This is a genomic window from Paraburkholderia sp. RL17-347-BIC-D (genome assembly GCF_046027915.1).
GTDB lineage: Bacteria > Pseudomonadota > Gammaproteobacteria > Burkholderiales > Burkholderiaceae > Paraburkholderia.
Map to the genome: position 1 here is coordinate 13,235 of NZ_JARESS010000022.1, position 25,597 is coordinate 38,831.

Genomic DNA, 25,597 nt, shown 5'->3' on the forward strand with positions numbered 1-25,597 from the left:
AAAACCAGCGTCAGTTGGCGCTGGCAGGACATCAATAAGGCCGTTAGATACCGTGCAGGGGTCGGTAAGCGGTGACGCGTTGCGTCTGATGGGACCGGGGGCAGTGGTAAAAACGTTCACGCCCTGCAACCAATGTGGACGGATTCTATGCAGGGTTTTATAGATCGTCAACACTATAGATAGGCAAATGTATAACTAATTGTAATAATGAACAGTGTTCAGACCGTCCAAAACCGCGCGGCACGCGCCTTTTGAGCTATCTCGACTCATCCGTCTCACTTAGGCCGTTTCGCCGATCTACGTGCGCTTACCAACACAGGTAAAATCGACAATCGTTCTGGCGCCGTTAAACCCTGCTGCGCCTCCCTTTTTCGCCGCTTGCGCGGCACTGAACAGCACCAGATGAAATACAAAGACCTGCGCGATTTCGTCGGCCGTCTCGAGACGATCGGTGAACTGCGCCGCATCTCACAAAACGTCTCGCCGGTCTTGGAAATGACCGAGTTGTGCGACCGCGTGTTGCGCGCCGGTGGTCCCGCTTTGCTGTTCGAGAGCAAGGCACAGCATGCGTTCCCGGTGCTCGGCAACCTGTTCGGCACGCCTCGGCGGGTCGCGCTCGGCATGGGTGTCGACGCGCAAGCCGGCGAAGGCGACGGCGCCGCGCTCGAATCGCTGCGCGATGTGGGCCGGCTGCTCTCCGCGTTGAAGGAACCGGAGCCGCCGAAGGGGCTCAAGGACGCCGGCAAACTGTTCTCGCTGGCGAAGGCGGTATGGGACATGGCGCCCAAGACGGTAAGCGCGCCGCCCTGCCAGGAAATCGTCTGGGAAGGCAACGACGTGGACCTCGCCAGGCTGCCGATTCAGACCTGCTGGCCCGGCGATGCCGGCCCGCTGATCACATGGGGCCTGACCGTCACAAAAGGCCCGAACAAAAGCCGACAAAACTTAGGGATATATCGCCAGCAATTGATCGGACGTAACAAACTGATCATGCGATGGCTCGCGCATCGCGGTGGCGCGCTCGATTTTCGCGAGTTCGCGCTGCAGAACCCGGGCAAGCCTTATCCGGTGGCCGTCGTGCTGGGCGCCGATCCCGCGACGATCCTCGGCGCGGTCACGCCGGTGCCCGACACGCTGTCCGAATACCAGTTCGCCGGCCTGCTGCGCGGCGGCCGCACCGAACTGGCGAAGTGCATCACGCCGGGCGTCGACGGCTTGCAGGTGCCCGCGCGCGCCGAGATCGTGCTCGAAGGTTTCATCTACCCGCAGGAGGGTACGCCCTCGCCCGCTCCCGCAGGCGCTCCGCCACGTCCGGTCAAGGGCGCGTCGGCGGCCTACGAACATGCGCTGGAAGGCCCGTACGGCGATCACACCGGCTACTACAACGAGCAGGAATGGTTCCCTGTCTTCACGGTCGAGCGCATCACCATGCGGCGCGACGCGATCTACCACTCCACCTACACCGGCAAACCGCCCGACGAACCTGCCGTACTCGGCGTCGCCCTCAACGAAGTGTTCGTGCCGCTGTTGCAAAAGCAGTTCAGCGAGATTACCGACTTCTATCTGCCGCCCGAAGGCTGTAGCTACCGCATGGCCATCGTGCAGATGAAGAAGAGCTATCCCGGCCACGCCAAACGCGTGATGTTCGGTGTGTGGAGCTTCCTGCGGCAGTTCATGTATACGAAGTTCATCGTCGTGGTCGACGAGGACGTGAATATCCGCGACTGGAAGGAAGTGATCTGGGCAATCACCACGCGCATCGATCCGGCGCGCGACACGGTGCTGGTGGATCGCACGCCGATCGACTATCTGGATTTCGCCTCGCCGGTGGCCGGACTGGGATCGAAGATGGGCCTCGACGCGACCAACAAGTGGCCCGGCGAAACCGATCGCGAATGGGGCCGTCCCATCGTGATGGACGACGCGGTCAAACAGCGCATCGACACCTTGTGGAACGAGTTGGGCCTCTGAGGCAAGCCGTACAACAAGACTGAATAACAAAGCGATCGGAGCCGTTGCGCGGATGCATGCCTTTTCAATGATGTCGGATGGATTCTTTCTGTCGCTGTCGCTGTGTCTGGATATCGGTCTCGTGAACGTCGCCATGATTTCCCTGGCGCTCTCGCATGGCTTCAAACCGGGCTTCTGGCTCGGCCTCGGTTCGTGCATCGGCGATCTGATTTACGCGGCGCTCGCGCTCGCGGGCATGGCCGCCTTGCTGCAGTTCGAGTCGGTGCGCTGGGTGGTGTGGCTCGGTGGCGCGGCGATCCTGCTCTTCCTGACCTGGAAGATGGCGCGTGAAGCGATGTTCCCGGCGACGGCACCGGCCGCGGCCGGTGAAGCGGACGCGAGTGTGCCGCATCTGTCGGCGTGGCGCGGTTTCTTGCGCGGCGTCTTGCTGGCGGTGTCGTCACCATCGGCGATTCTGTGGTTCGCCGCGGTCGGCGGCGCGTTGATCGCGAAAGCGGGCGCCACGAGCGTCACGACCGCGCCGGTGTTTCTCGGCGGATTTTTTCTCGGCGGCCTGTGCTGGACGATCTTTATCTGCGGACTCGGCAGCCACGGACGCAAACGCGCCGGCACCGGTTTGCTGCGCGCTTGTCACGTGTTGTCCGCGCTGCTGTTTGCGTACTTCTCGTACAGCGTGATCGTCAACGGATATCGCGATCTGATCGTGCAAACCGCGCACGTGGCAAGTTGACATAAAAACGGCTCGCGTTGGCGAGCCGTTTTCGATCACGCGTCAGGCATCAGCTACGGTAAGCGCAACAACGCCAGCCGGCGCAATGTATCAGGCTAGGTATTGCGCGAGCTTTTCCAGATCGACGTTGCCGCCGCTCACCACCACCCCGACACGCTTGCCCTTCACCGGCAAGATGCCGTTGAGCACCGCAGCCGCGGCGAGGCAGCCCGTCGGCTCGACCACGATCTTCATGCGCTGCGCGAAAAAGCGCATCGTCTCGATCAACTGCGCGTCGCTGACCGTTTCGATCTGCGCGACCAGTTTCCGGATGATCGCGAACGTGTAGTCGCCGAGATGCGTGGAGGCGGCGCCATCGGCGATCGTGCGCGGTGTGTCGATATGCACGATCTCGCCGCGCGCCAGCGACTGCTGGCCGTCGTTGCCCGCTTCCGGTTCGATGCCGATCACCGTGCACGCCGGGCTCAATGCCGCCGCGGACAACGCGCTGCCGCTGATCAGCCCGCCGCCGCCGAGGCACACGAACAGCATGTCGAGCGGACCGGTTTCCTCGATCAACTCTTTCACCGCCGTGCCCTGCCCGGCGATCACATGCGGATGGTCATACGGTGGAATCAGCGTCATGCCGCGCTCTTCGGCAAGCCGCCGGCCGATCTCTTCACGGTTCTCCGTGTAGCGGTCGTAGGTGATCACTTCACCGCCGTAGCCCTTGGTGGCCGCGACTTTGGCCGCGGGTGCGTCCTGCGGCATGACGATCGTCGCGTGGATGCCGGCCAGGCGTGCAGACAAGGCGATCGCCTGAGCATGGTTACCGGACGAATACGTCAGCACGCCGGCTTTGCGCTGCTCCGCGTCGAAATGCGAGATCGCGTTATAAGCGCCGCGAAATTTGAAGGCGCCCATGCGCTGAAAATTTTCGCACTTGAAGAACACCGCCGCCCCCGTGCGCTCATTGAAAGTGCTCGAGGTTAGAACGGGGGTGCGGTGGGCGACGCCTTCGAGACGCGCAGCGGCGTCGAGTACGTCGTCGAAAGTGGGAGCGGGAAGCGCTTGCATCGGCGAAACTCTCCAAAGCGGTGGCGAAACCGCCATTCTCCCAGCTTCGACCCAAGTTTGGAACGTCAGGCGTGCGGCGAGCTTCGGTGGCGACTCTCCGCCCTAACCGGCAAACGCCCATTCAAATCGTCACTCCGACAATAAGCGCAGCATTGGCTGCATGAAAAGCGGCCACAAAAAAACAAACGGCGTAACCCGGCGATCAAGCCGGCGTTACGCCGTTAAAGAATAGCGTTGCGTGCCGCCATTAGCGGCGATAGTAGCCGTGGCCGTAATAACCGCGGTAATAGCCGTGGTGGTGGTAGTAAGGGCGTCCGTAGCCACCGTAGTAACCGACTGGCGGCGGCGCATATACGACCGGCGGCGCATAAACCGGCTGCGGCGCGTAGTAAACCGGCGGCGGCGCGGCATAAACCGGGTAAGCCGGCGCAATCGGAACCCCAATACCGATACCGACAGAAACGTGCGCCTGAGCGGCACCGGCAAGTCCCAAGCCGAGTGCTCCGGCAACGACAAACGGAACGATCTTTTTCACTTTTATTCTCCTAGCGCGGCCCACCAAGGTCGCCGACTTCGCATGCCCTGCATGCTATGAAACCAATGTATCGAAAAAGACCACGCCTATCTGTTCGCATTTGTTGCAAATTGCAATTGGCGGCAGAAGCCCGCAATTCCTGAGGACGCCGTCAGTGACCAATGAGCTTCGCAATACGCTGAAAACTCAAGGATTGCAGGTGTCCGACCGCACCGCAATCAGTCGCAATGCCCGCATTACGGCTTGAGGCATTCGCTTCACGGTAATCTTTGATTACAAATTAGCTTCAATCCTGACGGCATCAATTGAGCCCCAAAATGAAAAATGCCCGGCCGACTGACCGGGCATTTCTTACCAGCGAAGGCCGCTACGTCAGCCGACCTTCACATACGCGAACTCGCGGGACACGCTCGGCGGGACATAGGCGCCGCTGATCCGCACGCGCGGCGTCAGGCGCTTTTTCTGGTCCCACCAGCGACGACGCTGTGCATGCGTCAGGAACCGCAAGTGCTTTCGGTAAGAAAAAATATTCATCGTGAACCTCCCGAATCTGACTGCGAGACGAAATACCCAGGACAGCAACTGCCAAACCGGCTCTGAAGAATTGTGAGCAGTTTTCAAACCCGCGGGGGGCGCGCCGCCGGATGACCGGACGGGCGCGCCATATCGCGCGCGCACTTGTCAAGGAAAAGCCAGCGCCAAGCCGCGCCGCGGGCGTGGCGGATGCGCGATACTTCTGCTTTCCCAATGTTCCGTGTGGAGCAGGCAACCATGTCCCAGTCCTCTCTGCCGCGCCTCGGCTTTATCGGTGCGGGCCGGCTCGCGCGTTGTCTCGCGCTGAGCTTTTCACGCGCCGGCTATCCGGTCACGGCGGTGGCAAGCCGCTCGGCGGCCTCCGCCGGCCGGCTCGCCAGTCAAATCGAGCATTGCGCGGCATTCGAGAACCCACAACAGGTGGTCGACGCCGCCGATATCGTCTTTTTAGCTGTTCCCGATGACAGCATCGGTACGTCAGCGCACACACTCCGGTACGGGCCGGACGGCGCGGCCGGCGCGCACGGCAAGGCGCTCGTGCATTGCAGCGGCGCCTCGCCGGTCGAATTGCTCGCCCCGGCACGTGACCAGGGCGCCTCGATCGGCGGTTTTCATCCACTGTACCTCTTTAGCGGCGAACTCGCCGATCTCGAGCGCATCGCCGGCTGCTCGGTGACGATCGAGGCCGACGGCGCACTAAAAGACACCCTGACGGCGCTCGCCGTCGCGCTGCGCTGCCATCCGCTATCGATTCCGGCGGGCGGCCGCATGCTCTATCACGCCGCCGCGCACTACGCCGCCAGCTTCGCGCTGTGCAGCCTCGCGGAATGCGTCGCGCTGTGGCGCACGCTGGGTTTTGCCGAAGACGACGCGCTGCGCGCGCTGCTGCCGATGCTCTCCGGCACCATCGAAACCGCCCGTGACAAGGGTTTGCCCAACGCGCTCGCGGGCCCCGTATCGCGCGGCGACACGGGCGTCGTGCAGAAGCAGCTGGCGTTGCTGGAAGGCCTCGGCGGCGACCACGCCGCGCTGTACGGGCTGATGTCGCGGCGCGCGGTCGGGCTGGCCGAACGCCGCGCCACGCCGCCAGCCGCGATCGACGCCATCTCCGAGGTCGTGGAAGAATCCCTCGAGCGGTCGCTGAATCAGGCCGCAGCAGGTGCAAGCGTCAAGTAAGCCGTGATAATGTGACGTCCGGCGCCGCGCGCAATCCGCCAGCGCCGCGCATCGGGACCAACAGACGAGAACGCACAATGATCAAGGTCAGCATCCTCTATCCGTACCGGGAAAACGGCCACTTCGACGTGGACTATTACTGCGTCGCGCATATGCCGCTCGCGGCGAAGCTGTTCGGGCCGTCGCTGAAGAGCTGGTCGGTCGACGTCGGCATCAATGCCGGCCCGCCTGGAACGCCGCCGCCGTACGTCGCCGCGGGCCACTTCCTGTTCGACAGCGCAGACGACTTCTACAAAGTCTTCAAGCCGGCCTCCGAGAAATTGATGGCCGACATCCCCAACTACACGGACGGTGGCAACGGCACGATTCTGATCAGCGAGATCAAGATTTCCGTGTGATGCCCCGCGGAAGCGGGACGAATCGCGGCCTTTAATACAGTGAGCCGTTGATCGTGACCCGCGAACCTTGGCATCGCAAAACTACGCGGCCGCTTCAAACGACGCGTAACGCGCCAGTGCGGCAAAGGCGCGGGAAATCCAAATGAAACCGCCGGCGCGCCGTTCGGAGAGCGCCGGCACCCTGCGGCCGGTCGGCGGCCGTCATCCGAAGGATAAGGACACGAGATGTTTGGCGATATCGCCCGTTTTCTGCTCAATACCGTCTTCACGCTGTTCGGCGCGGCGCTGTTGCTGCGCGCATGGCTGCAGGTCGTGCGCATGCCGCCCTACAACCCCGTCACGAACGCGGTGCTGCAAGTCACCAACTGGATCGTGCTGCCGCTGCGGCATATCTTGCCGAGCACGCGCAAGATCGATTGGGCGAGCCTCGTCGCGGCGTTGCTCGCGGCGATGGTGTATGTGGTGCTGATGGTGGTGCTGACCGGCGCCGATCCGCTCACGCTGTTGCCGACGCTGCTGATCGTCGCGGTGCTGACGCTGATCAAGTGGGCGCTGAATCTGATCATCTGGCTGACGATCCTGATGGCGCTGCTGTCGTGGCTCAATCCACGTTCGCCGGCCATGCCGATCCTGTACCAGCTCACGGCGCCGTTTCTGAATCCGCTGCGCCGCGTGGTGCCGCAACTCGGCGGCATCGACCTCTCGCCGATCCTGCTGTTCGTGATCGTGCAGGTGCTGCTGATGGTGGTCACCCGCGCGGCCGTTCAACTGACTTACTTTGTGATCTGAAGGCACATGTAGCGAGCATTCAGAAGCCGCCGCCCATCAAAAAGGCGGCGGCTTTGTTTCGTGCGTCGCTTATTGCTTCCGCTAATTGCTTCCGCTTATTGCTTCGTTAGCTGACCGTAGGCGACCGTGGTGTTGGTCGCTGTCTTGATCATGAAGAAAATCGTGCGCACGTACAGGTTGCTGCCCGTGATCGGCAGGAACGTAATCGCCGCATTGCCCGAATACGTCGCGCCCGATTTCAACGTGCAGGATGCGGTCGTGCCGGTCACGCTCAACGTGTAGAGATTCTTGCTGGATGACGGCGTGGCGAGCAGCAACGTGCCGGAGACCGGGCAGTTGCTCAATGTCCCGCTTAACGTGCCGTCGCTTGCAATCGTCAGCGACGAGCCGGTTTCCGCCCACGTGCCCGCGACGCTCGACTGCGTGACAGCTAGCGCATTCGCCGCGTCGTAGTTCCAGGACAGATTCACCGTGGTGCCATTCTCGACATAGCTGCCCGTGAACGTCTGGTTATTGACGAACGAGCCCGAGCCGGAGGTCGTCGGAAAATAGACGTTGCCGATGAATGCCGCACCTGAGGTGAGCGTCCAGTTCGGCGCGGTGGCCGCGATGACGCCGAAGAATTCCGACAAGCCGATGCCGCTTACAGTATTCAGGTAAGAGATGTTGCCCTGCGCATCGACGAGCGCCGTGGTCTTGTCGACGCCGAACTGCGTGGTCCAGACTCCTTCTACGCCGTTGCCCGAGGCCGCAGCCGAACCGCTCTGCGGACTGGACAGACTCGGCAGTGGCTCGCCACTGAGGGCGGGCGAAGAAGCCGGATCCGGCGCGCTTGCGGGACCGGGAGCACTTGCCACCGCCGGCGCCGAAGCGCTGCCGGCCGACGGCGTCGCCGCCGAATTGCCCCCGCCGCCACCGCCGCCGCACGCTGCCAGAGCGAGCGAAGCGAGCAGGGATAACGTCAATTTAGCCTTAATTTTCATATCCATTTTTGTTTTTGGGCGACTGCGCAGCCACTCAGATTGGCTGTATTACGCCGTTAGTAGTTTTGATCTCGATGTTTGCCGTCAGCGCCAATTCGTTGAATCATTCCAAAAATCCACTTGACAGAATCAAATCGCATGAACTCCTGTAATAATTGGAAAGGACGCTAGAGGAGTAAACGGCGGGATTTCGACAAGCTTTAATATTTGTTTGAAGTTTTCGATAGCCGCATCCGTTGATGCCGATGAAATATCATGCATAACGAATTAAAATCGAAGCGGGTTGCGCGTATCTATTTGATTGGTCTTGTATTTAGATAGGCTTCCATCTGCATTCAATTTCCGCGATCTGATTGACAGCCGAAGCGTTACTCGCCGCGTTCCGTTGTGCGTGGTAGCGGGTGGATCCGGCCTCGATCTACCCGGCCGCGGCGCCTGATGACAGCAGAAGTCACTTCAGGATCCCCGTCGCAGGTAAAGCTCGCGAGAGACATAGCCGACCGAATGCGCGACAACACGCAAGGAAGCGCTGAATACGTGGCTGGCTTAGTGAGGTGAATCGTTGTGCCGTGGCGCTGAACACCGCGCGCGCCGCGCCAACGCTCCCGCAGCGAGCGCCCATTCAGACAGGCCGCTGACGTCCACGTTTGCCAAATCGCGTGAAACCCGCGTAGAATGGCGTGCTCTGCGGGCGTCGTATAATGGTAATACCCCAGCTTCCCAAGCTAGAGCCGTGGGTTCGATTCCCATCGCCCGCTCCAGATACTTTTCAGTCAGCCCGTGAATAAGCGGGCTGCTTCGCGAAAAGGTCTGCCTCTACCGCTCTCTTCCTCCGTCGCTTCCTGGGAATTTTTTCTCGAACGACAAATTCGACAATCGATTCATTTGCGCAAACCGGCCGAGAAAAACGTCGAGTAAGCGACACCGCCTCGATTGGCATCGGACAACGAAGTGCATGCCACCGGTAACTGTAAACCGCGGGAAGACCGGCGGCGAAAATGCGAACGCTTGCTGATGCTAGTTTCTCATCCAGATAATCGGCCCAAGCAAATACCTTACAAAACGATTAAATCAATTGCACAGCCATCCGCGTTACTTAAATGTAATATCCCCACCCGCATTCATACTCCCCGTCGTCCCCGGTCCGTCTGGACGCGCCCTTTTCGGTTGTGCTACCTTACGCGCACTTGCAACGCCCGCTCCACTTTCCTGCTGATGCCTTCAGCAGAATCCAGCACGAGCCGCCTCCATGAAGGCGGCTTTTTTGTCATAGCGGCAGCCCGGCGCAGCGAGCCGTAAACCTTGTGCTCACCAGCCGTGCCGATCGGCGCTCGCGCCCCATAACGCGTGAGCATCGACAGGCACCGTGCAGCACGCGAGGCTTGCCGCGAAAGCCCTCACCCTTGTAGCAGCATCGAAGATGATCCACGATCCAAACGACGCCGGTCTGCCGGACGAACTCCCGACGCCCTCCAGCGAAACCGAACACCGGCCCGCCGGCGACGACGCGCCGCAAGAAGAAGCTCTGCATCGGCGCCGCATCCGCAGCTTTGTCACGCGCGCCGGCCGCGTCTCGACAGGCCAGCGCCGCGCCATGGACGAACTCGGCCCGCGCTTCGTGGTGCCCTTCGCTCCGCAGCAGCCCGACTGGAACAGCGTATTCGGCCGCGAGGCGCCACGCGTGCTGGAAATCGGCTTCGGCATGGGAGCGACAACCGCTGAAATCGCCTCGCACCGTCCCGGCGACGATTTCCTCGGCGTCGAGGTGCATGAGCCGGGCGTCGGCGCACTGCTGAAACTGATGGGCGAACAGAATGTGGCGAACATCCGCATCATTCAGCACGACGCCGTCGAAGTGCTCGAACAGATGATCGCTCCAGACAGCCTCGACGGCGTGCATATCTTCTTTCCAGACCCGTGGCACAAGGCGCGCCACCACAAGCGCCGGCTGATCCAGCCGAAGTTTGTCGCGCTGCTGGTATCGCGCCTGAAACCCGGCGCCTACCTGCATTGCGCGACCGACTGGCAGAACTACGCCGAACAGATGCTCGAAGTGCTGGGCGCCGATCCGGCGCTGGAAAACACCGCCGACGGCTATGCGCCGCGTCCGGAGTACCGTCCGGTGACGAAGTTCGAACGCCGTGGGCTGCGGCTCGGACACGGCGTGTGGGATCTGGTCTTCCGCAAACGCGGCGCTGCGTAAGCGCGCAGCGAGGTTGGCCGGCAAATAAAAAAGGTCCGCACATGCGGACCTTTTCTCATGGATCGTGCGAAACGGAAGCGCTCAATCCGTCCAGCTCAACGCGCCGCTGTAGCCGACCAGCAGGATCAGCAGTCCGAAGCCGATGCGATACCACGCAAACGCGGTGAAATCGTGCGCGGCGATGTAGCGCAACAGCCAGCGCACGCAGGCGAAAGCGCTGACGAAGGCCGCCACGAAACCGACCGCGAAGGTGCCGAGCGCGTCGACGGAAAGCACATGCCAGTCTTTGTACAGCTCGTAACCGGTCGCGCCGAAAATGATCGGAATCGCGAGGAAGAAGGAAAACTCCGTGGCGACGCGCCGGTCGAGACCGAACAGCATCCCGCCGATGATCGTCGAACCCGAGCGCGACATGCCCGGAATCAGCGCGAAGCATTGCGCGAGGCCGACTTTCAGCGCGTCCAGCGCGTTCAGGTCGTCCACGCTCTGCACACGCGCCGCCGGCTCGCCGCGCGCGCGCTGACGCGATTCCGCCCACAGGATCACGACGCCGCCCGCCACCAGCGCGAACGCGACCGGCACCGGCGAGAACAACGCCGCCTTGATCGATTTTTCGAACAGCAAGCCAAGCACGATCGCCGGAATCGTGGCGATGATCACGTTCAGCGTGAAACGGCGCGCATCCGGCCGGCTCGGCAAGCCGGACACCACACTGCCGATGCGGCGGCGAAATTCCCAGCACACCGCGAGAATCGCGCCGAGCTGGATCACGACATCGAAGGTTTTCGCGTGCTCATCGGTGAAGTTCAGCAGACTGCCCGCGACGATCAAATGCCCGGTGCTCGACACGGGCAAAAACTCCGTCAACCCTTCGACGACGCCCAGAATCAGCGCCTTGCAAGCCAATAGCCAGTCCATCCGTGCCCCTCATCGCTGTAGATAGTCGGAACGCACAGGGCCGGCACGGAAAGCGCGCGGCCCTGCCGGCCGCGCGCCGCGTCATTTTTCGACGATCTGCACGCGTATGCCGTTTGTAAGGATGGTGATTGTACCGGGTTCGTAATTCACTCCGGCAAATTGCAATTGTTCGGGCTTGAAGGTGTAGATCGGATAGTTGGTCAGCAACTGCGTGGCGAGCACCGCCGCCGCAGCGTTGATCTGCTGCGTGTAGGCCTGCGCCTGCCCGCTCACGCTGACGTTGTCGACGTTCGGCGACTTGAGCACGACCGATTTGCTGGCGGCGTCGTAGGCTAGTTCGCTCGACAGCGTGAACACGCCGTCGACCGGCTGCGGCATGAAGGGACTTACGAGGCGCGCGTCGAGCTTCACCGAGACGCGGTTCGCGTCCGGCAGCAAGCCGACCACCGGGTTGGTGAGCGCGACATCGAACACTTGCGAGACCGTACGCTGATAGGGAAATTTGCGCTGCACCGCGTCCTGCACCTGTTGCCGCGAGAACGTGTACTGCGAGGGGATGAACGGAAAAGTCGACGTCGCGCAGGCTGCGAGCGAAACGGTGATGCCGAGCGCGCTACAGCCTGTCAGCGCGGCAAGCAGGAAGCGGCGCCGGGCCGGCGCAGCGGGTCGAGTCATGCGAAATCTCCTGTGGAAACTTGTACGGGCATGCGATTGCGTTGTTTGTTTTCGGCTTGTGGTTTGCAGTTTGCGGCTTGCAGCGATTCGCTTGCGCGCGTTAGCAGCGAGCCACCGTTTGCGCGTGCGGTTGAGTTTGCGTTTCAAGCTGCATGAGCCACGCGAGGGCCTCGCCGCGGTTCGTGCCGCACATTTCCATCTGCGGTTGCAGACCGGAACAGCACGCCGGTCGCTCCGGCTGGCCGAAGATCGCGCAGCGCAGATCGTCGCCGAGTTGCGCGCAGCGCACGCCCGCCGGCTTGCCGTTCGGCATGCCCGGAATCGGACTCGAAATCGACGGCGCAATACAGCACGCGCCGCAATCGGGGCGGCACGCGTGACCGGCCACGTGGAACGGAGACTCGCGCTTCACGGCGCTGTTCGACACATCACTCACGACATTTTTCCTGAACCCGAAGACGGGCAACGCACTATCAGACCCGCATTGTGCCATCGCATTCCGTGCGACCTTTTTACGCAATCGGGCGAATGCCCGCTCACGTAAACTCGTAGGATCCGAAAGGCCATGCTCAAGAGGCGTCCGCGCGGTTCGATCCGATCGCGCGAACCGCGGCGGTCCGCTTCTTCCTCGATGGCCGCCCGCCAGCCGTCGAGTCCTTCATGTCCATCGCCAGCATGCTGTTCCGCCCTGACCTGCTCGCCAAGTACAGTGCGAACGGCCCACGGTATACGTCCTATCCGACCGCCCTGCAGTTCCGCGACAACTTCGATCCCGCCGACTATTTGCGCGCCGCCGCCGACCCGGGCGCGTCGGCCACGGATCTCTCGCTGTACTTCCACATTCCGTTTTGCGACACCGTGTGCTTCTACTGCGGTTGCAATAAGGTCGCCACGAAAAACCGCGCCCATGCGCGTCCGTACCTCGAGCGGCTGAAACGCGAAATGGCTCTGCAGGCGGCATGTTTCGACACGCGGCGTCCGGTGTCGCAATTGCACTGGGGCGGCGGCACGCCGACTTTTCTGTCGCACGACGAAACAGCCGAGTTGATGGCCGCCACGCGAGAGCACTTCACGCTGCTGCCCGATGCTGACGCCGAATATTCGATCGAAGTCGATCCGCGCGAAGCATCGCCTGAGACCATCGCGCATCTGCGGAAGCTGGGTTTCAATCGGCTGAGCCTTGGCGTGCAGGACTTCGATCCGGTCGTGCAGCAGGCAATCAACCGCATTCAACCGCTCGAGATGACCGCCTCGGTGATGCAGGCCGCGCGCGACACCGGCTTTCACTCGATCGGCGTCGATCTGATTTACGGACTGCCGCATCAAACGGTCGAGAACTTCAGCCGTACGCTCGACACGATGCTCGCGCTCGCGCCCGATCGTCTCTCGGTGTTTGCCTATGCGCACATGCCGCAGCTCTTCAAGATGCAACGTCAGATGGACACTGCCACGCTGCCTTCGCCCCAAGTGCGACTCGCGATCCTGCAGCGCGTGGTCGAACGTCTGACGGGCGCGGGTTATGTGTACATCGGCATGGATCACTTCGCGCTGCCCACGGACGAACTCGCGCGCGCGCAAGCGCAACGAACCTTGCACCGTAATTTCCAGGGCTATAGCACGCGGGCTGAATGCGATCTGATCGGCTTCGGCGCATCGTCGATCGGCAAAGTCGGCGACGTGTACGCGCAGAACATCAAGGATCTGCCGGGCTACGCCGCGGCGATCGATGCTGGCAAGCTCGCCATCGCACGCGGCGTGCGCCTTTCCGCCGACGACCGTCTGCGCCGCGACGTGATCACGCAACTCATGTGCAACCTGGAATTGCGCTTCGACGAATTCGAAGCGGCTTATGGCATCCACTTCGCCGAGACGTTCGAGCCGGAGCTGGAGCGTTTGCACGGCTTCGAGCAGGACGGCCTGGTGTCGCTCGCAGCGGACAAGCTTGAAGTGCGGATGGCCGGACGCATGCTGGTGCGCAACATCGCGATGGTGTTCGATCGGTATCTCGGCCAGCAGACACTCGAACGATTTTCCCGCACGGTTTGAAGGCCTTGAGGCGGACGAAAGCAACTGGCTTGCCCGTCGTCGAATTTTCGGCCATAATCTGCGTCTTCGCCGCGCGCCAGCTTCTGACGCGTGCGCTGCAAGACCTGCCCAGGTGGTGAAATTGGTAGACGCAGGGGACTCAAAATCCCCCGCCGCAAGGCGTGCCGGTTCGATTCCGGCCCTGGGCACCAGCAATCTTCAGCAAAGCCTTACGCAGCAAGCCTCCCCGGCTTATCCGGGCGTGTTTCTGTGGTAACTTATGTGGTAGTTACCATCATGCAGATACGCCTAGGCGCACTCACGCTCATCTTGAAGCACAGCTACCAACGTGGAAATACCTTCTATTTCCAGCGGCCCATTCCGCGCGACCTCCAGCAGCACTACGGTAAGAAGCTCGTAAAGATCAACCTCAAGACCTCTGACGTTGCCTTGGCAGCGCGGAAGATTGACGCGCTCAACGCGCAGTTCGAAGAGGACTGGCGGATGCTGAGGGCTGATCCTGATTCCTCCCTCAAGGCTACCCGCAAGCATGCTGAGGCTTTCCTGGCCTCATGGGGCATCGTGCCTGGAACAGCGCGCGACGAGATCACCGAGACTGCCCTTCAGTTGCTCCATGACCACTTGGAGAAAAAGCGGGAAGCTCACGCCGATGGCGATGAGAAGGTATATCGGGAAGCCAGCGGAAGTGAGTACCTGACGATGGTCGAGTCAACTGCCATGCAGATGGCAGCCGGAACCTTGAGGGATTCTCTTAGCGACGCCCTTGAGCTGTACATCAGCCACCATAAGAAGCGGGACGAAACCAACTTCACGTCTTTTTCTCGCGCAGCATTCAAGACCCTAACGGATGCGATTGGCGATAAGCCAGTGGACAAGACGACCCGTGAAGATGCCCACAAGTATGTGCAGAGCCAGCTAGATGCAGGGCTCAAGACTGGCACGGTTCGAAGAAGGCTCAGCACCATCAATGCGGTCTTTGCCTCCTACATCAAAGAGAAGGAGCTGACGCGTACCAATCCCTTCGAGTCGCTACAGATTGCCGGTGAAGGCAAAGATACCAAGGAACGCGTCCCGTTCGACCCCGCTGAGCTGGTAGCTGTCCAAGCCAAGTGCAGGGAGGCTGATGACGATATTCGCTGGCTGATTGCGATGCTATCGGATACAGGCGCTCGTATTGCTGAAGTTGCTGGGCTGACGCTGCGTGAGATTGTTCTGGATGCGCCCGTGCCCCACATCGTAATAAAAGAACAGCCTTGGCGAACCGTAAAGGGCGGCGCTGGCAGCTCAAGCGAGCGAGAGGTGCCCCTGCTTGGCCATTCGCTATGGGCAGCCAAGCGGGTAAAAGAGATGGCAAAAGCAAATCAAAAATTCGCCTTCCCAAGATACACATCGGATGAAGAAGGCTGCAACGCTGATGGAGCATCGGCTACGGTGAACGGATGGCTGAGAGCCAACAAGTGGGACCACACAGCACACGAGTTCAGGCATACGATGGCTGACCGCCTGCGTGAGGTCGCCTGCCCTACTGAGGTTCGCCATTCGATTGGGGGGTGGGCGATTAAAGGGGAAGCCGCTGGCTATGGCAAGGGTTACAGCCTGCGCATCAAACGGCAGTGGTTGGAGAAAGTCGTGGCGTGCGGGGAAATTCGGGGCCACGCTGGAGACACGGAAGTTTGACTGGCCTTGGACACGCGTGTCTTTTTTGAGATAGAGACGCCGTTTCACCCTACAATTGGGCGCCCAAGGCGCGACCAGTCCAAATTCAACTAAGGCCGATGACAGCTACAACTGACCCCCTCAAACCGTTTGCGTTTGTTCTCATGCCTTTCGATAAGGCGTTCGATGATATCTATCAGTTGGGAATCAAAGAAACGGCGGTTCAGCTCGGGTTCATCGCGGAGCGCGTTGACGAGCAGATTTACCAAGAGAGCATGTTGGAGCGGATATATCGGCAGATTGACTTAGCCGATGTGATTATCGCCGACATGTCAGGCAAGAATCCTAACGTGTTCTACGAGGTCGGCTATGCCCACGCAAAGGGAAAGCTTTGCATCCTCCTAACCTCGGACACGAGCGACATTCCTTTCGACTTAAAGCATCACCGGCATATCGTCTACAGCGGCTCGGTAACCAAGTTGCGCAAGGGCCTCAAGACTGACCTTTTGTGGGCAAAGGGCGAGGTTGAACGGCTACGTGATAGCCGCATAAAGGTTACGCTGCAAGAGCCTAGCGGCCTTCTTGAAAAGACTTCTTGGTCAGCCAAAGGGGAAGTCAATCTGAAAATTGATCTGTCAAACAGCTCCCCGCAAGTGTCGCCAGACATTGAAGCACTGTATCTGTACTGCAAGAAAGGCTGGAGGGTACACCAAGACGGCAAGCTATGTCCGTCTGCTGTGTCAGACCTGCAACCTTTTGGTGAACGTCATTTCTTGACTACGCCCGTGCGCCGCTTGCAAAAAGGAGGCTGGGCGCAGGTCAAGCTAAAAATGGAACGACATCTGGCGTTTGCCACAAAAGGGGAGCAACTGGAAGATAGCTACCGCATAAAAGGGAAAATCGCTTTGCGGATTGCGACATCTAGCGGCGACTTCGACACTGTGCTGATGTTGGACATCGTAATCGACGAAATCCCGTTCTGAAGGCAGGTTCAACCTTCAGTTTTAAATCAGGTAGTTACGGGTTCTCCAAGAAATTCGTAGACAAAACTTGTACAAAATCTAGACGTACCGACCGCCCATCTGAGCGGCATCTGATGATAGCTGAGTGAGCGTCCGAAGGGCCGAGCTATCAGCCCAATTTTGGCGCTACTACTGCGCTACACATTCCCGTCCATCAAGCGTTCCACAAGGGCATCGCTGCCGTGCTGTGAACGGTTTTCGACTATACCCTAGGGGCTTACGCAAGACCCTCCCCCGTTGCTACCGTGCCGCCTCCAACCACCTTTAGGAGAGCAGCGTGGCAAACATTCGCAAACGCAAGAACGGACGATTCCAGGCAGTGGTACGTGTCATGGGATTCCCTATTGAGACTCACTCCTTCGATAAACTCGAAGACGCCACGCTATGGGCATCGTTCCGAGAGCGGGAGCTGGGCGAACTCATGGGCGAGCACAAGCCCGCTGACGCAGCGATGACGCTCAGGGAAGCCCTGCTACGGTATAAAACCGAAGTTGCCGCCCACAAAAAAAGTTGGCATCAAGAGTTCAAACGCATTGCCTGCTGGCTGCGCCATCCGCTGGCAGATAAACCCCTCCGTGACATCAGCGGCGCTGACCTATCCCAGCATCAACGTATCAGGCTGGAGCTGGGTCGAAAGCCGAACACCATCCGGCTTGAGCTGGCGCTTATCTCTCATCTGTTCGAAGTAGCGCGCGCGGACTGGGGGCTGGAGTTCCTCAGCAACCCACGGAAGGCCATGCGCAGGGCACCGTTAGGCGGGCAGAGAGACCGCCGATTGAGGCCTGGGGAGTTCGAAGCGCTAATGGCGTGGTGTGACCGCACAGACAACCCACTGTTCAAAACCATGTTGGTCTTGGCCATCGAGACTGCGATGCGCCGGGGTGAGCTGCTGAACCTGCTCTGGGAAAACGTGGACCTACATCAGCAACTCGCCTATCTGCCCGATACCAAGAACGGCACACCCCGGACTGTGCCGCTGTCCAGCCGTGCCATTGCGTCCTTGCGAACCTTGCCATCAGCCAAGACCGGCCCGCTATTCAGTGTCCATGAGAACTGGATCACGAAGCGCTTCACCACCGCAAGGACTGAATGCGAGCTGCCGAACCTCCGCTTCCACGACCTACGCCATGAGGCTGTCTCCCGGCTCTTCGAGAAGGGATTCAACATGATGGAGGCCGCCACCGTGAGCGGCCACAAGACTCTTCAGATGCTCAAGCGGTACACGCATCTGGACCCTAGGGGTTTGCTGGCAAGGCTGGGGTGAGCAATGTCGGTCAGAAATCATTTCTGATCTCAATAGCCTTGGCGCTTACCGGAGCAGTTTCAATGCCCCAAGAACTGCGGCCCAAACTTCGCGGAAAGCGTAATCAAAGCCCCGAGAAACACCAGAATTGCAGAGCCCGCCCCCCATAACTGCTTCAAAGTCAGTGAACTGATAAGTTGACCAAGAGTAATCTTTTCAACGTCGCTCGCCGCAGCCGCTTTGCTGGGATTACTGGCCAACTCCTCAACTCGGCGCTTCCAATCCGTGAACCGTCCCAGGAGTTCGTTCGAAGCAACAGACTCGCTGGTCAGTGCCATCTGATGGACGAACCAGTCATAGTTCGACTCCAGCAGTCCCTCAAGGCGAAGCCCCCGCTCAACAAGTACTAGCAAAGGCTTATCCTGAACGTATGCCATAGCGGCTTCGATTTGATTCCACACTGTGGGTAGCTTCTGATCGACCAGCTTGACCGCATCGGGCGAACCTCTTCGTTCAGTTCCTGAATCAATCAATAACCTTTCGAACGCGATGATTACGACGCCAGAACATGTCTTCATCTCATCGCGTATTTGTGTCAGTGGGCTCTTTGAAGAAAATGACGTTCGCCCGACACAACAGGGGTCCAAACCTTGCGTACGGAGCAAGCCGAAAATCCGTTCGACGTGCTGCTCCTGTTCTGGGGTCGATGTGCGCCCAACGCTCACAAATACTTTTACGGCCATAGGTCACCCGATTATCAATAGCAACGTGTCGGCAAAGCGTATTGCAAACTGCGGCTTACGAGCCCCTCTTATGGAGCCCCGGATCAATATACTTAAGATACAGAGCTGAGCTGGTAGCAATGCACTGGCAGTGGCTAGCATGCACCCTCCCACACCGCCACCAACAAAGAGAGAACACCAGCAGGGTAACCAGTGGGCTCCCTGAAGATGAACTGAACATAGCCCACTGGGCTCCGTGCTGGCTACCTCTCAACACTCCCTGCTCACTGCCACGGTATTACCCGTGTGCTGGGTGAACATTGCAAGCATTACTTCCTCAGCTTGGTCTGCCTGGTCTTCACTCACTAGAACAGCATCATGGATTGGCAGCCCTACGATGCCCCGCTGTCGCAACTCCAGCATCACGGCCACGATGATATCGCTCTCCGTGCGCATAGCCTCCATCCCAGAACGGCAATAGAACCGGTCAGCAATCGGCGCATGATGCCGCTCGATGTCCCGGCAGACCTCCGTTAGCTTGACGCCAGCAGGCAGTGAGCTCATGTCCAGGTCATCCAGCCGATTGAACTTGCGTGCTGCGTGGGTCATCGCTCCGAAGACCTGCTTGATGCCGCTACGGTGGCGTTCGTATCCCGGCACGGCATAAGCATCGCCGTTGAATGGGATGCCCGCCAGGCCATAGTGGATGGATGGTCCCATCTGCCTATAGTCCAAGGTCACAGTCTCACAGCCATCAATCAGGATGCTACGCCGCTGGGGCTTGGTCATCCCTTGCCAGAATCCCCCGTTGACCCTTCCACCGTGTCCGAAGGACCCGTTATTGAAACTGCGGGTCATCTTGCGGTCACTGGCGTCCACGCTTGGGAAGTCTTCAGCCAGCTCGATGTCAGCCCCAACGAGCCACGCATTGATGGTCTGCACCTCTGCTCGCAGCGCGTTGGTCCGTTCATCGTCAGCGTAAGGAATCCGGGCACTCTGCCCGCGCTGTTTCTCAGCCTTGAGGATGACCACTTCCTCATCATCATCACGGCCAAAATCGGCATAGGTCAAATTTAGTTCAGCAGCGCGCGCCAGCAGCCCATCCGTGGCCCTGTAAGTGGTTCGGGAGTTGACGCCACCGAATGGGTTGACCATCCCCGGCACTACCTCCAGCAAGCCTATTTCCGGGCTCGCCAAGCGGTCCATGATGTAAGGCAGCGCCCTACCCATGACCGACGAATAATAGCGGCTCGCGTGCCCTAGGATTTGCTTGGAGCGGGTCACGGCCACCCAACCACACGGGTGCACCAAGTCACTGAGAAGCGCTTCGCAAACCAAGCACTCCACTTGGCGCTCAAAGACACGCTGGTCACCTGGCTTACGCGCTCTTGCTCGCAGCCCCAGAAACACCTCATACGCTTCGAGCTCAGCAGCAATTGACCGGACGAACGTCATGAGTTGCTCGCTTCGCGCCACTCGGTGGCTGTTCAGATGCCGGTCTTTCGTTGTGAATACATCTAATTCCTCAGTCATCGCATCTACCTTAGAAAATGAAAAGCCCTCGCGTCAGCGAAGGCATTCAGGCATGCGGGAATCTTCACCTTGAATTCCGATTCAATCTTTACTAGCCTGCTGGCTATCAGCAGGTTTCGACGCAGCAACCTTCGCCTCACTCACTGCCCTTCCGCCTGATTGATTCGATTGTTGAGATTGGCGGTACTGAGCCCGCCCTGCTTCCTGCCATACCGCACGGGCGGCTTCACGCTTCGCAATGCTGGTCTTGATGGTCTGCTCCATCTTCGCCAACGCTTCAGCCTTGCTGGTGGCCAACGCAGCGGCATCCTCAGCCTTCTTCAGCGCCCTATCTGCCTTCTCCTGTTTCCGTTTGATTGCCCGTTGATCCCGCTGAGCTGCCGTCAGTGGCTTTAGGGTCTTCGCCCTGGTCAACTTCCCCGCCCTCTTCAGCTCCCTCAGCAGAGCCTCACCGGCTGGCGTTACGTGTACCTGGTGGCGTCCATCTGATGCCGTGGCGCTGATGAAATAGACCGGCTCACCAGCCGTGGCTTTGCATGTCGCATAGCGGCCCTCACGCTTCAGCAAGTAGCCAGCGGTCACCAGGTCTTTGAAAATCATTAGGCTATTCAGCGAGCCCAAGCGGCGCACGAATGCCCCCAGCTCGGGGAGGTCTGAAGGCTTGCAAATGGCTGGCTTGGGAGCTGAAGTCTTGAGCTTGATGGGTGCTGGGATGGCAACGGATTCACCACAGCTCACGGCCAGCGCTGCGGCCTTTGCTTCGACTAGCTCATCCTCCCCTTCCCAAGGCATCAGCATTGATGTGGTCATTGCAATGCCTCCAGCGCTGCATACAGGCTTGCCTTGTCGGCCTGAGCCTGACGCTTATGGGCGGTCTCAAGCTCCGCCACTAGAGCCGCAGCGGTCCCAAACACGTCCATCAGGTAGTCACCCAGCATGCCCATCACCCGTGGCGGGCACTCTCGATAGACACGAACACTGCGCCCGATTCTATGGTTGAAGCTCACGCCCACATTCACATCGGTCATCCGCATGCAGCGGCGCACGAGCTGGAATAGGAAGGCATCATCAGAGCGGAACCGCTGGGGCCTATCCACTCTCAGCAGGTAGACCGATAAGACCATTGTCATGAGCTCATCAGCATTCACGTAAGCAGCCAGCTTGACCACCTCCTGATGCGCTCGGAACTCCCAGCGGTTATATGGCTCGCCCGCGTTACGCCGCTCGATACATCCCCGGCAATAGCTCGCAAGGGCATCCCATCGGGTGCGGAGGATGGCCCAAGTGGGGTTATTGGCGTTGGTCTTAATGCGAGCAGCCACGCGAGCCCGGTAAGGCTTAAGTTCAGTAATCGTCACGCCTGCCATCGTGGGATGTCCGTGGCGGCGCATGGTCCGCTTATGGGCGTTGCAGTATCGGCCCCGGCCTGTAGCGGGGAGTCCGCAATCTGATACGGCGCAATAGCGCATGATTGATTTCCTTAGAAAGTAGTACCCCACGGGGCGGAGACAGAGAAGCAAGCAAACACGGAAGCAATACGGCGGATGCCCCAAGGGACCCATCAGAGCCCCGCTACGGGCTCCGCGTGTCCATCTGATGGGCTGCCTGGGTCAGCTAGTGGAACCTGGCATAGCGAAGCCATACTGGTTAGAACCATCAGCGGCAACACTGCCCTGTGCCCGTGCCTTAGCAGCAGCGCCGCGCGTGTACGCACTGCCCACCCCGCTTGCAATCTGCAATCCGGTTCCAATCAGGCTTGGCTGCTGGATGCTCGCATCCCGAGAGACCGCCTGAGAGTAGCTACCGTTGAGCTGATTGACGAGCTGGCGCTGAGCTGAGGATGCATTGGCTTCCATAGTTGCCATGTCCTGCCCAGCATTGAAGTTTGCTTCGTTGGTTACGCGGTCGTTACTGCCCCCGCCGTTGGTCCCTGATTCATTCGCAAGGGCCTGGAGGTGGCCAGTCTCAACCATCGCCTGGCGAGCTCGCTCAGACATCTGCGAGGAAGCCTGCTGAGTCTCCTGAGCCATCTCATTCTTCGTCTGCATCACATCAGAGTCATACGCCTTCTGTGCTGCTTCGCTCTGGCGGTCTGCCATGTTCTTGGCTTCAACGGCGCTGGCCGCAGCACTGGCCGCAGAGATGGCCATCATGATTAGCGTTGACTCTGAGACGCCAGTGGGGTCACACATGGATGGCTCCCATGAAGAAGACGCGGAACCTATCCGGCTCAGCGCCAAAGTTCGGCACGAAACCGCCAACCGTAAAACCGAGACGCTCAATCAACCGAATGGCTGGACGGTTCTTGCTGTCCACTGCATTGATAAGTGGCACTTCGGGATTGCTGACGCTTGCCAGCCACGCGCGGGCAGCCTCAAGCAACTGGCGCGGGTGATCTTCAACCGCATCGGCGCAGCGCATCCACGGCGCTGAGGCGCATGAATACGGCACTAGACCAAACAGCGCAATGACTTCGCCATCAAGCAGCGCTGCCCACGCTTCCGACGATGCGCGGATGGATTCCTGAAGGCGGGCTTCTGGGGTCCCGCTCCAGGCTAGCGCCATCTCAGCGAGGTCTGCCTTGCGCAGATTGGGGGCCAGCGCTGTGGCATCTTCAAGGGTTGCTCTGCGGTAGCTGATGGGGCCTGAGGGTGACACTGGCGGCCAGGTGAAGGATGTTGTTGAGGGGTTCATAAGGGTCCTTATGTGGGCGATGGATAGACGCGACCAGCCCTGCCCGTGAAGAGCATGGAAGCGGGTGAAAGAGGTGCGAGGAACGGAAAGCGCGATTAGAGCGGCGCTAACGGGCTGCTTTCGTCCAACCTGTCAACGCACCAGGGCGAGCAGGAGAACCAGCCGGTGATCCGAACAGGCGCTCAGCGCTGCATAGGCAATGACCAGCATGGAGAAGAAGTGAATCAACACTCGAAAACCTACCATCAAAAACAGTGAGGAAATTCCGCAGCTAGTGCGTGAGTCAGGGTTTAGCAACTTGCTAATCAAGTACGAGCGTGCGCGTGATACACGACTGACGCCGCCCAGTCAAGTGAATAGCTCAGCCTGCTTCTTCAGGTACTTCTTCGCGGTCTGCTGCTCCTGCCCTTCTCCGCTCTCAGCCATAGAGGCCAGCTTGTTGACCTTTTTGGCGGTCTCGATAGAGATGCGCTGGCGGGGCGCTGGGGAGGTTGAGAGGTCAACTTCAGGTGAAGGTGGTGTGTCGGCCTGCTGCTTCCTCATCCAGCGGCGCACAGCGTGGGGATGGCTGAGGGTTGGAGGACAATCACCCAACCCCCACCAGTTCTCAGCCAGCCACATCGCATCGGCCCGGTCGTGGCGTTCAACATCACCAAAACCGTTAGCCGCACACCACTCACCGAACTTGTTGTTGTCCGTAGGGTGTTCCGAGCGCCCCACCATCAGCGCCTCACCCACCTCCTTCCAGAGCTGGCGCTGTTCTGCTGCGGTTGCCTTGATGCGGCCCCAGGCGCGCTGGCCACGGGTTACTACTGCTGACGTGAGGGGAAACAAAAAAGCGCCGACCGATTACCGGAGGGCGCTTCTGTTGGGGCACTGCTGGGAGGCTTAGGAAATATCGAACCCCATGAAGCCACGGCCATAACCACGGTCAGGGTGAATCCAGGTGAGCTCTCGACGCATGATGCGGAGATAAAAGGCTTGGTCTTGGAATTCGATGCTGAAGAATTTGGTGGTGATACTGAAGTCGAACATGTTTTGACCTTATCAGGTAACGGGGCTTGCTGGATGCTCGCCACACAGTGAGGTAATTCTAATAACCCAATGGGTTACGCGTCAACCAGTTTCTTCGAAGGATGCTTGCCGAGTTTGAGAAGCAAGAGCTCCCAAGCTGCGAGCGGGATGCCCCTGTGGTTCTGGTTCCCCTCGGGCAGCACCCATTTGTGGATGGTCAGCTTCGACACATGGACCAGTTCAGCAAACTGCTCGCGGCTCATCCCCGAGTCCTCAAGTAGCTGGCGCACTTCTGCGGGTGAGGGTTGCGTGATTTCGCTCATGGCTGCTTTTGATTGTCGTTATGGAACCAAAAGTTTACGCGCTGCGGTAAACCGCTGTCACGCGTTATGCCCACATTACTCCACCGCTGTGGCCTTCTCCCGGAGTCTCATGATGGTCTGGCGGCTCGTGTTGAAGTCACGCGCCAGAGCTGCAACCGCATCCCCTTGGGCCAGCCTACGGGACACTTCCGCTTGCTGTTCGCTGCTTAGCGCTGACGGCCTACCGAACTGCTTGCCCTCAGCTTTGGCGCGGCTGATACCCGCGTTGGTTCGCTCAATCAGCAGGTCCCGTTCAAATTCAGCCACGGCGTTGAGCACTTGCATGGTCATCCGCCCAGCAGCACTGGTCAGGTCAACACCGCCCAATGCAAGGCAGTGCACCTTCACACCCAGCCCAGTCAGCGCCTCAACGGTTGCACGCACATCCATCGCATTGCGGCCTAGCCGGTCAAGCTTGGTCACCACAAGGATGTCACCCGATTCCATGCGGTCCATCAGGCGGGTAAAGCCTGGGCGCTCAGAGGCGGCTACCGAACCGCTGATAGACTCCTCAACGATGCGGCGCTTGTCGATGGAGAAGCCAGCACGCTCAATCTCAAGGCGTTGGTTCTCAGTGGTCTGGTCCGTTGTGGACACACGGCAATAAGCAAAGACACGGGACATATCGGAAACCCTGTACGAAAGAGATGTCCGAATATTAGAGTATGTCCGAAATGTTTACAAGCCTATTTTCGTACAGCCCTATGAACCCCTGTACGAAACCGAACGCTTTTGGACATTCAAGTTGACGCAGAGCCTACCGACAACCACTTACCGGGTGGATAAGTGGAGTGCCCCCGCCCTATGCGAAAACAAACAGACTCTACTTGGGGATAGCGATGTGGAGAGTAGCTGCAATAACAGCGATGGCACTGTTCATCGGGCGCGGCGCGGCCAAAGCGCAAGAGTTGCCCAGCGATACAGACCTCAGAGCAGCCTATTGCCTGACGCTCGCCAACGCCGATATCGGTATGTATCGACAAGCCCTGAGCGATGATCAGGCAAAGCCCACGATGACCGCACAGGGTGTGCGGATGGTTCAACAGCTACTTGCTAGCAGCCAAGAGCGGGCTGGGAGGCTTCAGCGATATCTACTGCCCCGCCTAGGCCATCTGGACCCGCTCCCGATTGCCACGGCTAATGCCCAAGCGAAGCAGGACCAAACAAGCGTCATAGCCTCGACTGACAGATGCATTGCAGCCTGCAATGGAGCTGTTGATGTCTCAGCATGTATGCGAACTTGCGGAGGCGATGCACTCACTCATGTCCAGAGATGCAACCAGCTTGACTGGCTGCCGTACTGATTCCGCTAACGAGATGCGCGCGCGCGCGTCAAG

27 protein-coding genes and 2 tRNA genes are annotated in these 25,597 nt (G+C 59.7%); 12 read left to right on the forward strand and 17 right to left on the reverse strand.

What is annotated here, in order from left to right:
- Window positions 1-402: 402 nt before the first annotated feature.
- A complete protein-coding gene (locus tag P0D96_RS26480) occupies window positions 403-1,971 on the forward strand; it encodes a UbiD family decarboxylase (protein ID WP_408316292.1) in 1,569 nt (522 codons plus the stop codon).
- 52 nt (window positions 1,972-2,023) lie between these two features.
- Window positions 2,024-2,701 carry a LysE family translocator gene (locus P0D96_RS26485; protein WP_408316294.1) on the forward strand — a complete coding sequence of 226 codons (678 nt, stop codon included), beginning with the start codon at window positions 2,024-2,026 and terminating at the stop codon, window positions 2,699-2,701.
- 90 nt (window positions 2,702-2,791) lie between these two features.
- On the opposite strand, the gene P0D96_RS26490 is transcribed toward P0D96_RS26485, so the two are convergent.
- The 3 genes from P0D96_RS26490 to P0D96_RS26500 form a co-directional block, all read right to left on the reverse strand.
- Window positions 2,792-3,757 (reverse strand): threo-3-hydroxy-L-aspartate ammonia-lyase, encoded by a 966-nt coding sequence (locus tag P0D96_RS26490; protein ID WP_408182454.1) that lies wholly within the window; start codon window positions 3,755-3,757, stop codon window positions 2,792-2,794.
- Window positions 3,758-4,004: 247 nt separating this feature from the next.
- Window positions 4,005-4,292, reverse strand: a complete 288-nt coding sequence (locus P0D96_RS26495) for a hypothetical protein (protein ID WP_132373427.1) — start codon at window positions 4,290-4,292, stop codon at window positions 4,005-4,007.
- Window positions 4,293-4,664: 372 nt separating this feature from the next.
- Window positions 4,665-4,826 carry a hypothetical protein gene (locus P0D96_RS26500; protein WP_007180743.1) on the reverse strand — a complete coding sequence of 54 codons (162 nt, stop codon included), beginning with the start codon at window positions 4,824-4,826 and terminating at the stop codon, window positions 4,665-4,667.
- Between the two features lie 237 nt (window positions 4,827-5,063).
- On the opposite strand from P0D96_RS26500, the gene P0D96_RS26505 reads away from it, so the two are divergent.
- From P0D96_RS26505 to P0D96_RS26515, 3 genes are all read left to right on the forward strand, one after another.
- Window positions 5,064-6,002 (forward strand): Rossmann-like and DUF2520 domain-containing protein, encoded by a 939-nt coding sequence (locus P0D96_RS26505; RefSeq protein WP_408182455.1) that lies wholly within the window; start codon window positions 5,064-5,066, stop codon window positions 6,000-6,002.
- A gap of 77 nt (window positions 6,003-6,079) precedes the next feature.
- Window positions 6,080-6,400 (forward strand): EthD family reductase, encoded by a 321-nt coding sequence (locus tag P0D96_RS26510; protein ID WP_408182456.1) that lies wholly within the window; start codon window positions 6,080-6,082, stop codon window positions 6,398-6,400.
- Between the two features lie 225 nt (window positions 6,401-6,625).
- A complete protein-coding gene (locus tag P0D96_RS26515; protein WP_132373424.1) occupies window positions 6,626-7,189 on the forward strand; it encodes a YggT family protein in 564 nt (187 codons plus the stop codon).
- Between the two features lie 95 nt (window positions 7,190-7,284).
- Here the strand turns inward: P0D96_RS26515 and P0D96_RS26520 are convergent, their stop codons facing one another.
- Window positions 7,285-8,178, reverse strand: coding sequence for a hypothetical protein (locus P0D96_RS26520; protein WP_408286850.1), 894 nt, complete (start codon window positions 8,176-8,178; stop codon window positions 7,285-7,287).
- Between the two features lie 681 nt (window positions 8,179-8,859).
- Between P0D96_RS26520 and P0D96_RS26525 the strand changes: the two genes are divergently transcribed.
- Both P0D96_RS26525 and trmB read left to right on the forward strand, forming a co-directional pair.
- Window positions 8,860-8,933 (forward strand) — tRNA-Gly (locus tag P0D96_RS26525).
- A 659-nt stretch (window positions 8,934-9,592) separates the two neighbouring features.
- Window positions 9,593-10,375 carry a tRNA (guanosine(46)-N7)-methyltransferase TrmB gene (gene trmB, locus P0D96_RS26530; protein ID WP_408179770.1) on the forward strand — a complete coding sequence of 261 codons (783 nt, stop codon included), beginning with the start codon at window positions 9,593-9,595 and terminating at the stop codon, window positions 10,373-10,375.
- An 81-nt stretch (window positions 10,376-10,456) separates the two neighbouring features.
- On the opposite strand, the gene P0D96_RS26535 is transcribed toward trmB, so the two are convergent.
- From P0D96_RS26535 to P0D96_RS26545, 3 genes are all read right to left on the reverse strand, one after another.
- Window positions 10,457-11,293 (reverse strand): undecaprenyl-diphosphate phosphatase, encoded by an 837-nt coding sequence (locus tag P0D96_RS26535; RefSeq protein ID WP_132373421.1) that lies wholly within the window; start codon window positions 11,291-11,293, stop codon window positions 10,457-10,459.
- A gap of 81 nt (window positions 11,294-11,374) precedes the next feature.
- Window positions 11,375-11,968, reverse strand: coding sequence for a DUF1439 domain-containing protein (locus P0D96_RS26540; RefSeq protein WP_132373420.1), 594 nt, complete (start codon window positions 11,966-11,968; stop codon window positions 11,375-11,377).
- 100 nt (window positions 11,969-12,068) lie between these two features.
- Window positions 12,069-12,404, reverse strand: coding sequence for a YkgJ family cysteine cluster protein (locus P0D96_RS26545; RefSeq protein WP_408316296.1), 336 nt, complete (start codon window positions 12,402-12,404; stop codon window positions 12,069-12,071).
- A 224-nt stretch (window positions 12,405-12,628) separates the two neighbouring features.
- Between P0D96_RS26545 and hemN the strand changes: the two genes are divergently transcribed.
- From hemN to P0D96_RS26570, 5 genes are all read left to right on the forward strand, one after another.
- Window positions 12,629-14,014: an oxygen-independent coproporphyrinogen III oxidase gene (gene hemN, locus P0D96_RS26550; protein WP_408316298.1), complete on the forward strand. Its 1,386-nt coding sequence runs from the start codon at window positions 12,629-12,631 to the stop codon at window positions 14,012-14,014.
- 106 nt (window positions 14,015-14,120) lie between these two features.
- Window positions 14,121-14,205 (forward strand) — tRNA-Leu (locus P0D96_RS26555).
- A gap of 85 nt (window positions 14,206-14,290) precedes the next feature.
- Window positions 14,291-15,691: a phage integrase gene (locus P0D96_RS26560; protein WP_408316300.1), complete on the forward strand. Its 1,401-nt coding sequence runs from the start codon at window positions 14,291-14,293 to the stop codon at window positions 15,689-15,691.
- 98 nt (window positions 15,692-15,789) lie between these two features.
- A complete protein-coding gene (locus P0D96_RS26565; protein ID WP_408316302.1) occupies window positions 15,790-16,653 on the forward strand; it encodes a hypothetical protein in 864 nt (287 codons plus the stop codon).
- 316 nt (window positions 16,654-16,969) lie between these two features.
- Window positions 16,970-17,956 (forward strand): site-specific integrase, encoded by a 987-nt coding sequence (locus P0D96_RS26570; RefSeq protein WP_408316304.1) that lies wholly within the window; start codon window positions 16,970-16,972, stop codon window positions 17,954-17,956.
- 59 nt (window positions 17,957-18,015) lie between these two features.
- On the opposite strand, the gene P0D96_RS26575 is transcribed toward P0D96_RS26570, so the two are convergent.
- The 10 genes from P0D96_RS26575 to P0D96_RS26620 all read right to left on the reverse strand — a co-directional run bounded on the left by P0D96_RS26575 (window position 18,016) and on the right by P0D96_RS26620 (window position 24,884).
- Window positions 18,016-18,678, reverse strand: coding sequence for a hypothetical protein (locus tag P0D96_RS26575; RefSeq protein WP_408316306.1), 663 nt, complete (start codon window positions 18,676-18,678; stop codon window positions 18,016-18,018).
- A gap of 249 nt (window positions 18,679-18,927) precedes the next feature.
- A complete protein-coding gene (locus P0D96_RS26580; protein WP_408316308.1) occupies window positions 18,928-20,190 on the reverse strand; it encodes a hypothetical protein in 1,263 nt (420 codons plus the stop codon).
- A gap of 81 nt (window positions 20,191-20,271) precedes the next feature.
- Window positions 20,272-21,000: a hypothetical protein gene (locus P0D96_RS26585; protein ID WP_408316310.1), complete on the reverse strand. Its 729-nt coding sequence runs from the start codon at window positions 20,998-21,000 to the stop codon at window positions 20,272-20,274.
- Window positions 20,997-21,557: a hypothetical protein gene (locus P0D96_RS26590; RefSeq protein ID WP_408316312.1), complete on the reverse strand. Its 561-nt coding sequence runs from the start codon at window positions 21,555-21,557 to the stop codon at window positions 20,997-20,999. Before P0D96_RS26590 ends, P0D96_RS26585 begins: the two co-directional genes overlap by 4 nt.
- Window positions 21,558-21,800: 243 nt before the next feature.
- Window positions 21,801-22,343 (reverse strand): virion core protein, T7 gp14 family, encoded by a 543-nt coding sequence (locus P0D96_RS26595; protein WP_408316314.1) that lies wholly within the window; start codon window positions 22,341-22,343, stop codon window positions 21,801-21,803.
- Window positions 22,344-22,374: 31 nt separating this feature from the next.
- The gene (locus P0D96_RS26600) at window positions 22,375-22,884 is read right to left on the reverse strand and encodes a hypothetical protein (protein ID WP_408316316.1); all 510 of its coding nucleotides are present in this window, start codon (window positions 22,882-22,884) and stop codon (window positions 22,375-22,377) included.
- Between the two features lie 348 nt (window positions 22,885-23,232).
- Complete coding sequence (locus P0D96_RS26605) at window positions 23,233-23,718, reverse strand: hypothetical protein (RefSeq protein ID WP_408316318.1); 486 nt, start codon at window positions 23,716-23,718, stop codon at window positions 23,233-23,235.
- 54 nt (window positions 23,719-23,772) lie between these two features.
- A complete protein-coding gene (locus P0D96_RS26610) occupies window positions 23,773-23,919 on the reverse strand; it encodes a hypothetical protein (protein WP_408316320.1) in 147 nt (48 codons plus the stop codon).
- Window positions 23,920-23,993: 74 nt separating this feature from the next.
- A complete protein-coding gene (locus P0D96_RS26615; RefSeq protein WP_408316322.1) occupies window positions 23,994-24,221 on the reverse strand; it encodes a helix-turn-helix domain-containing protein in 228 nt (75 codons plus the stop codon).
- Between the two features lie 75 nt (window positions 24,222-24,296).
- A complete protein-coding gene (locus P0D96_RS26620; RefSeq protein ID WP_408316324.1) occupies window positions 24,297-24,884 on the reverse strand; it encodes a recombinase family protein in 588 nt (195 codons plus the stop codon).
- Window positions 24,885-25,597 lie beyond the last annotated feature (713 nt).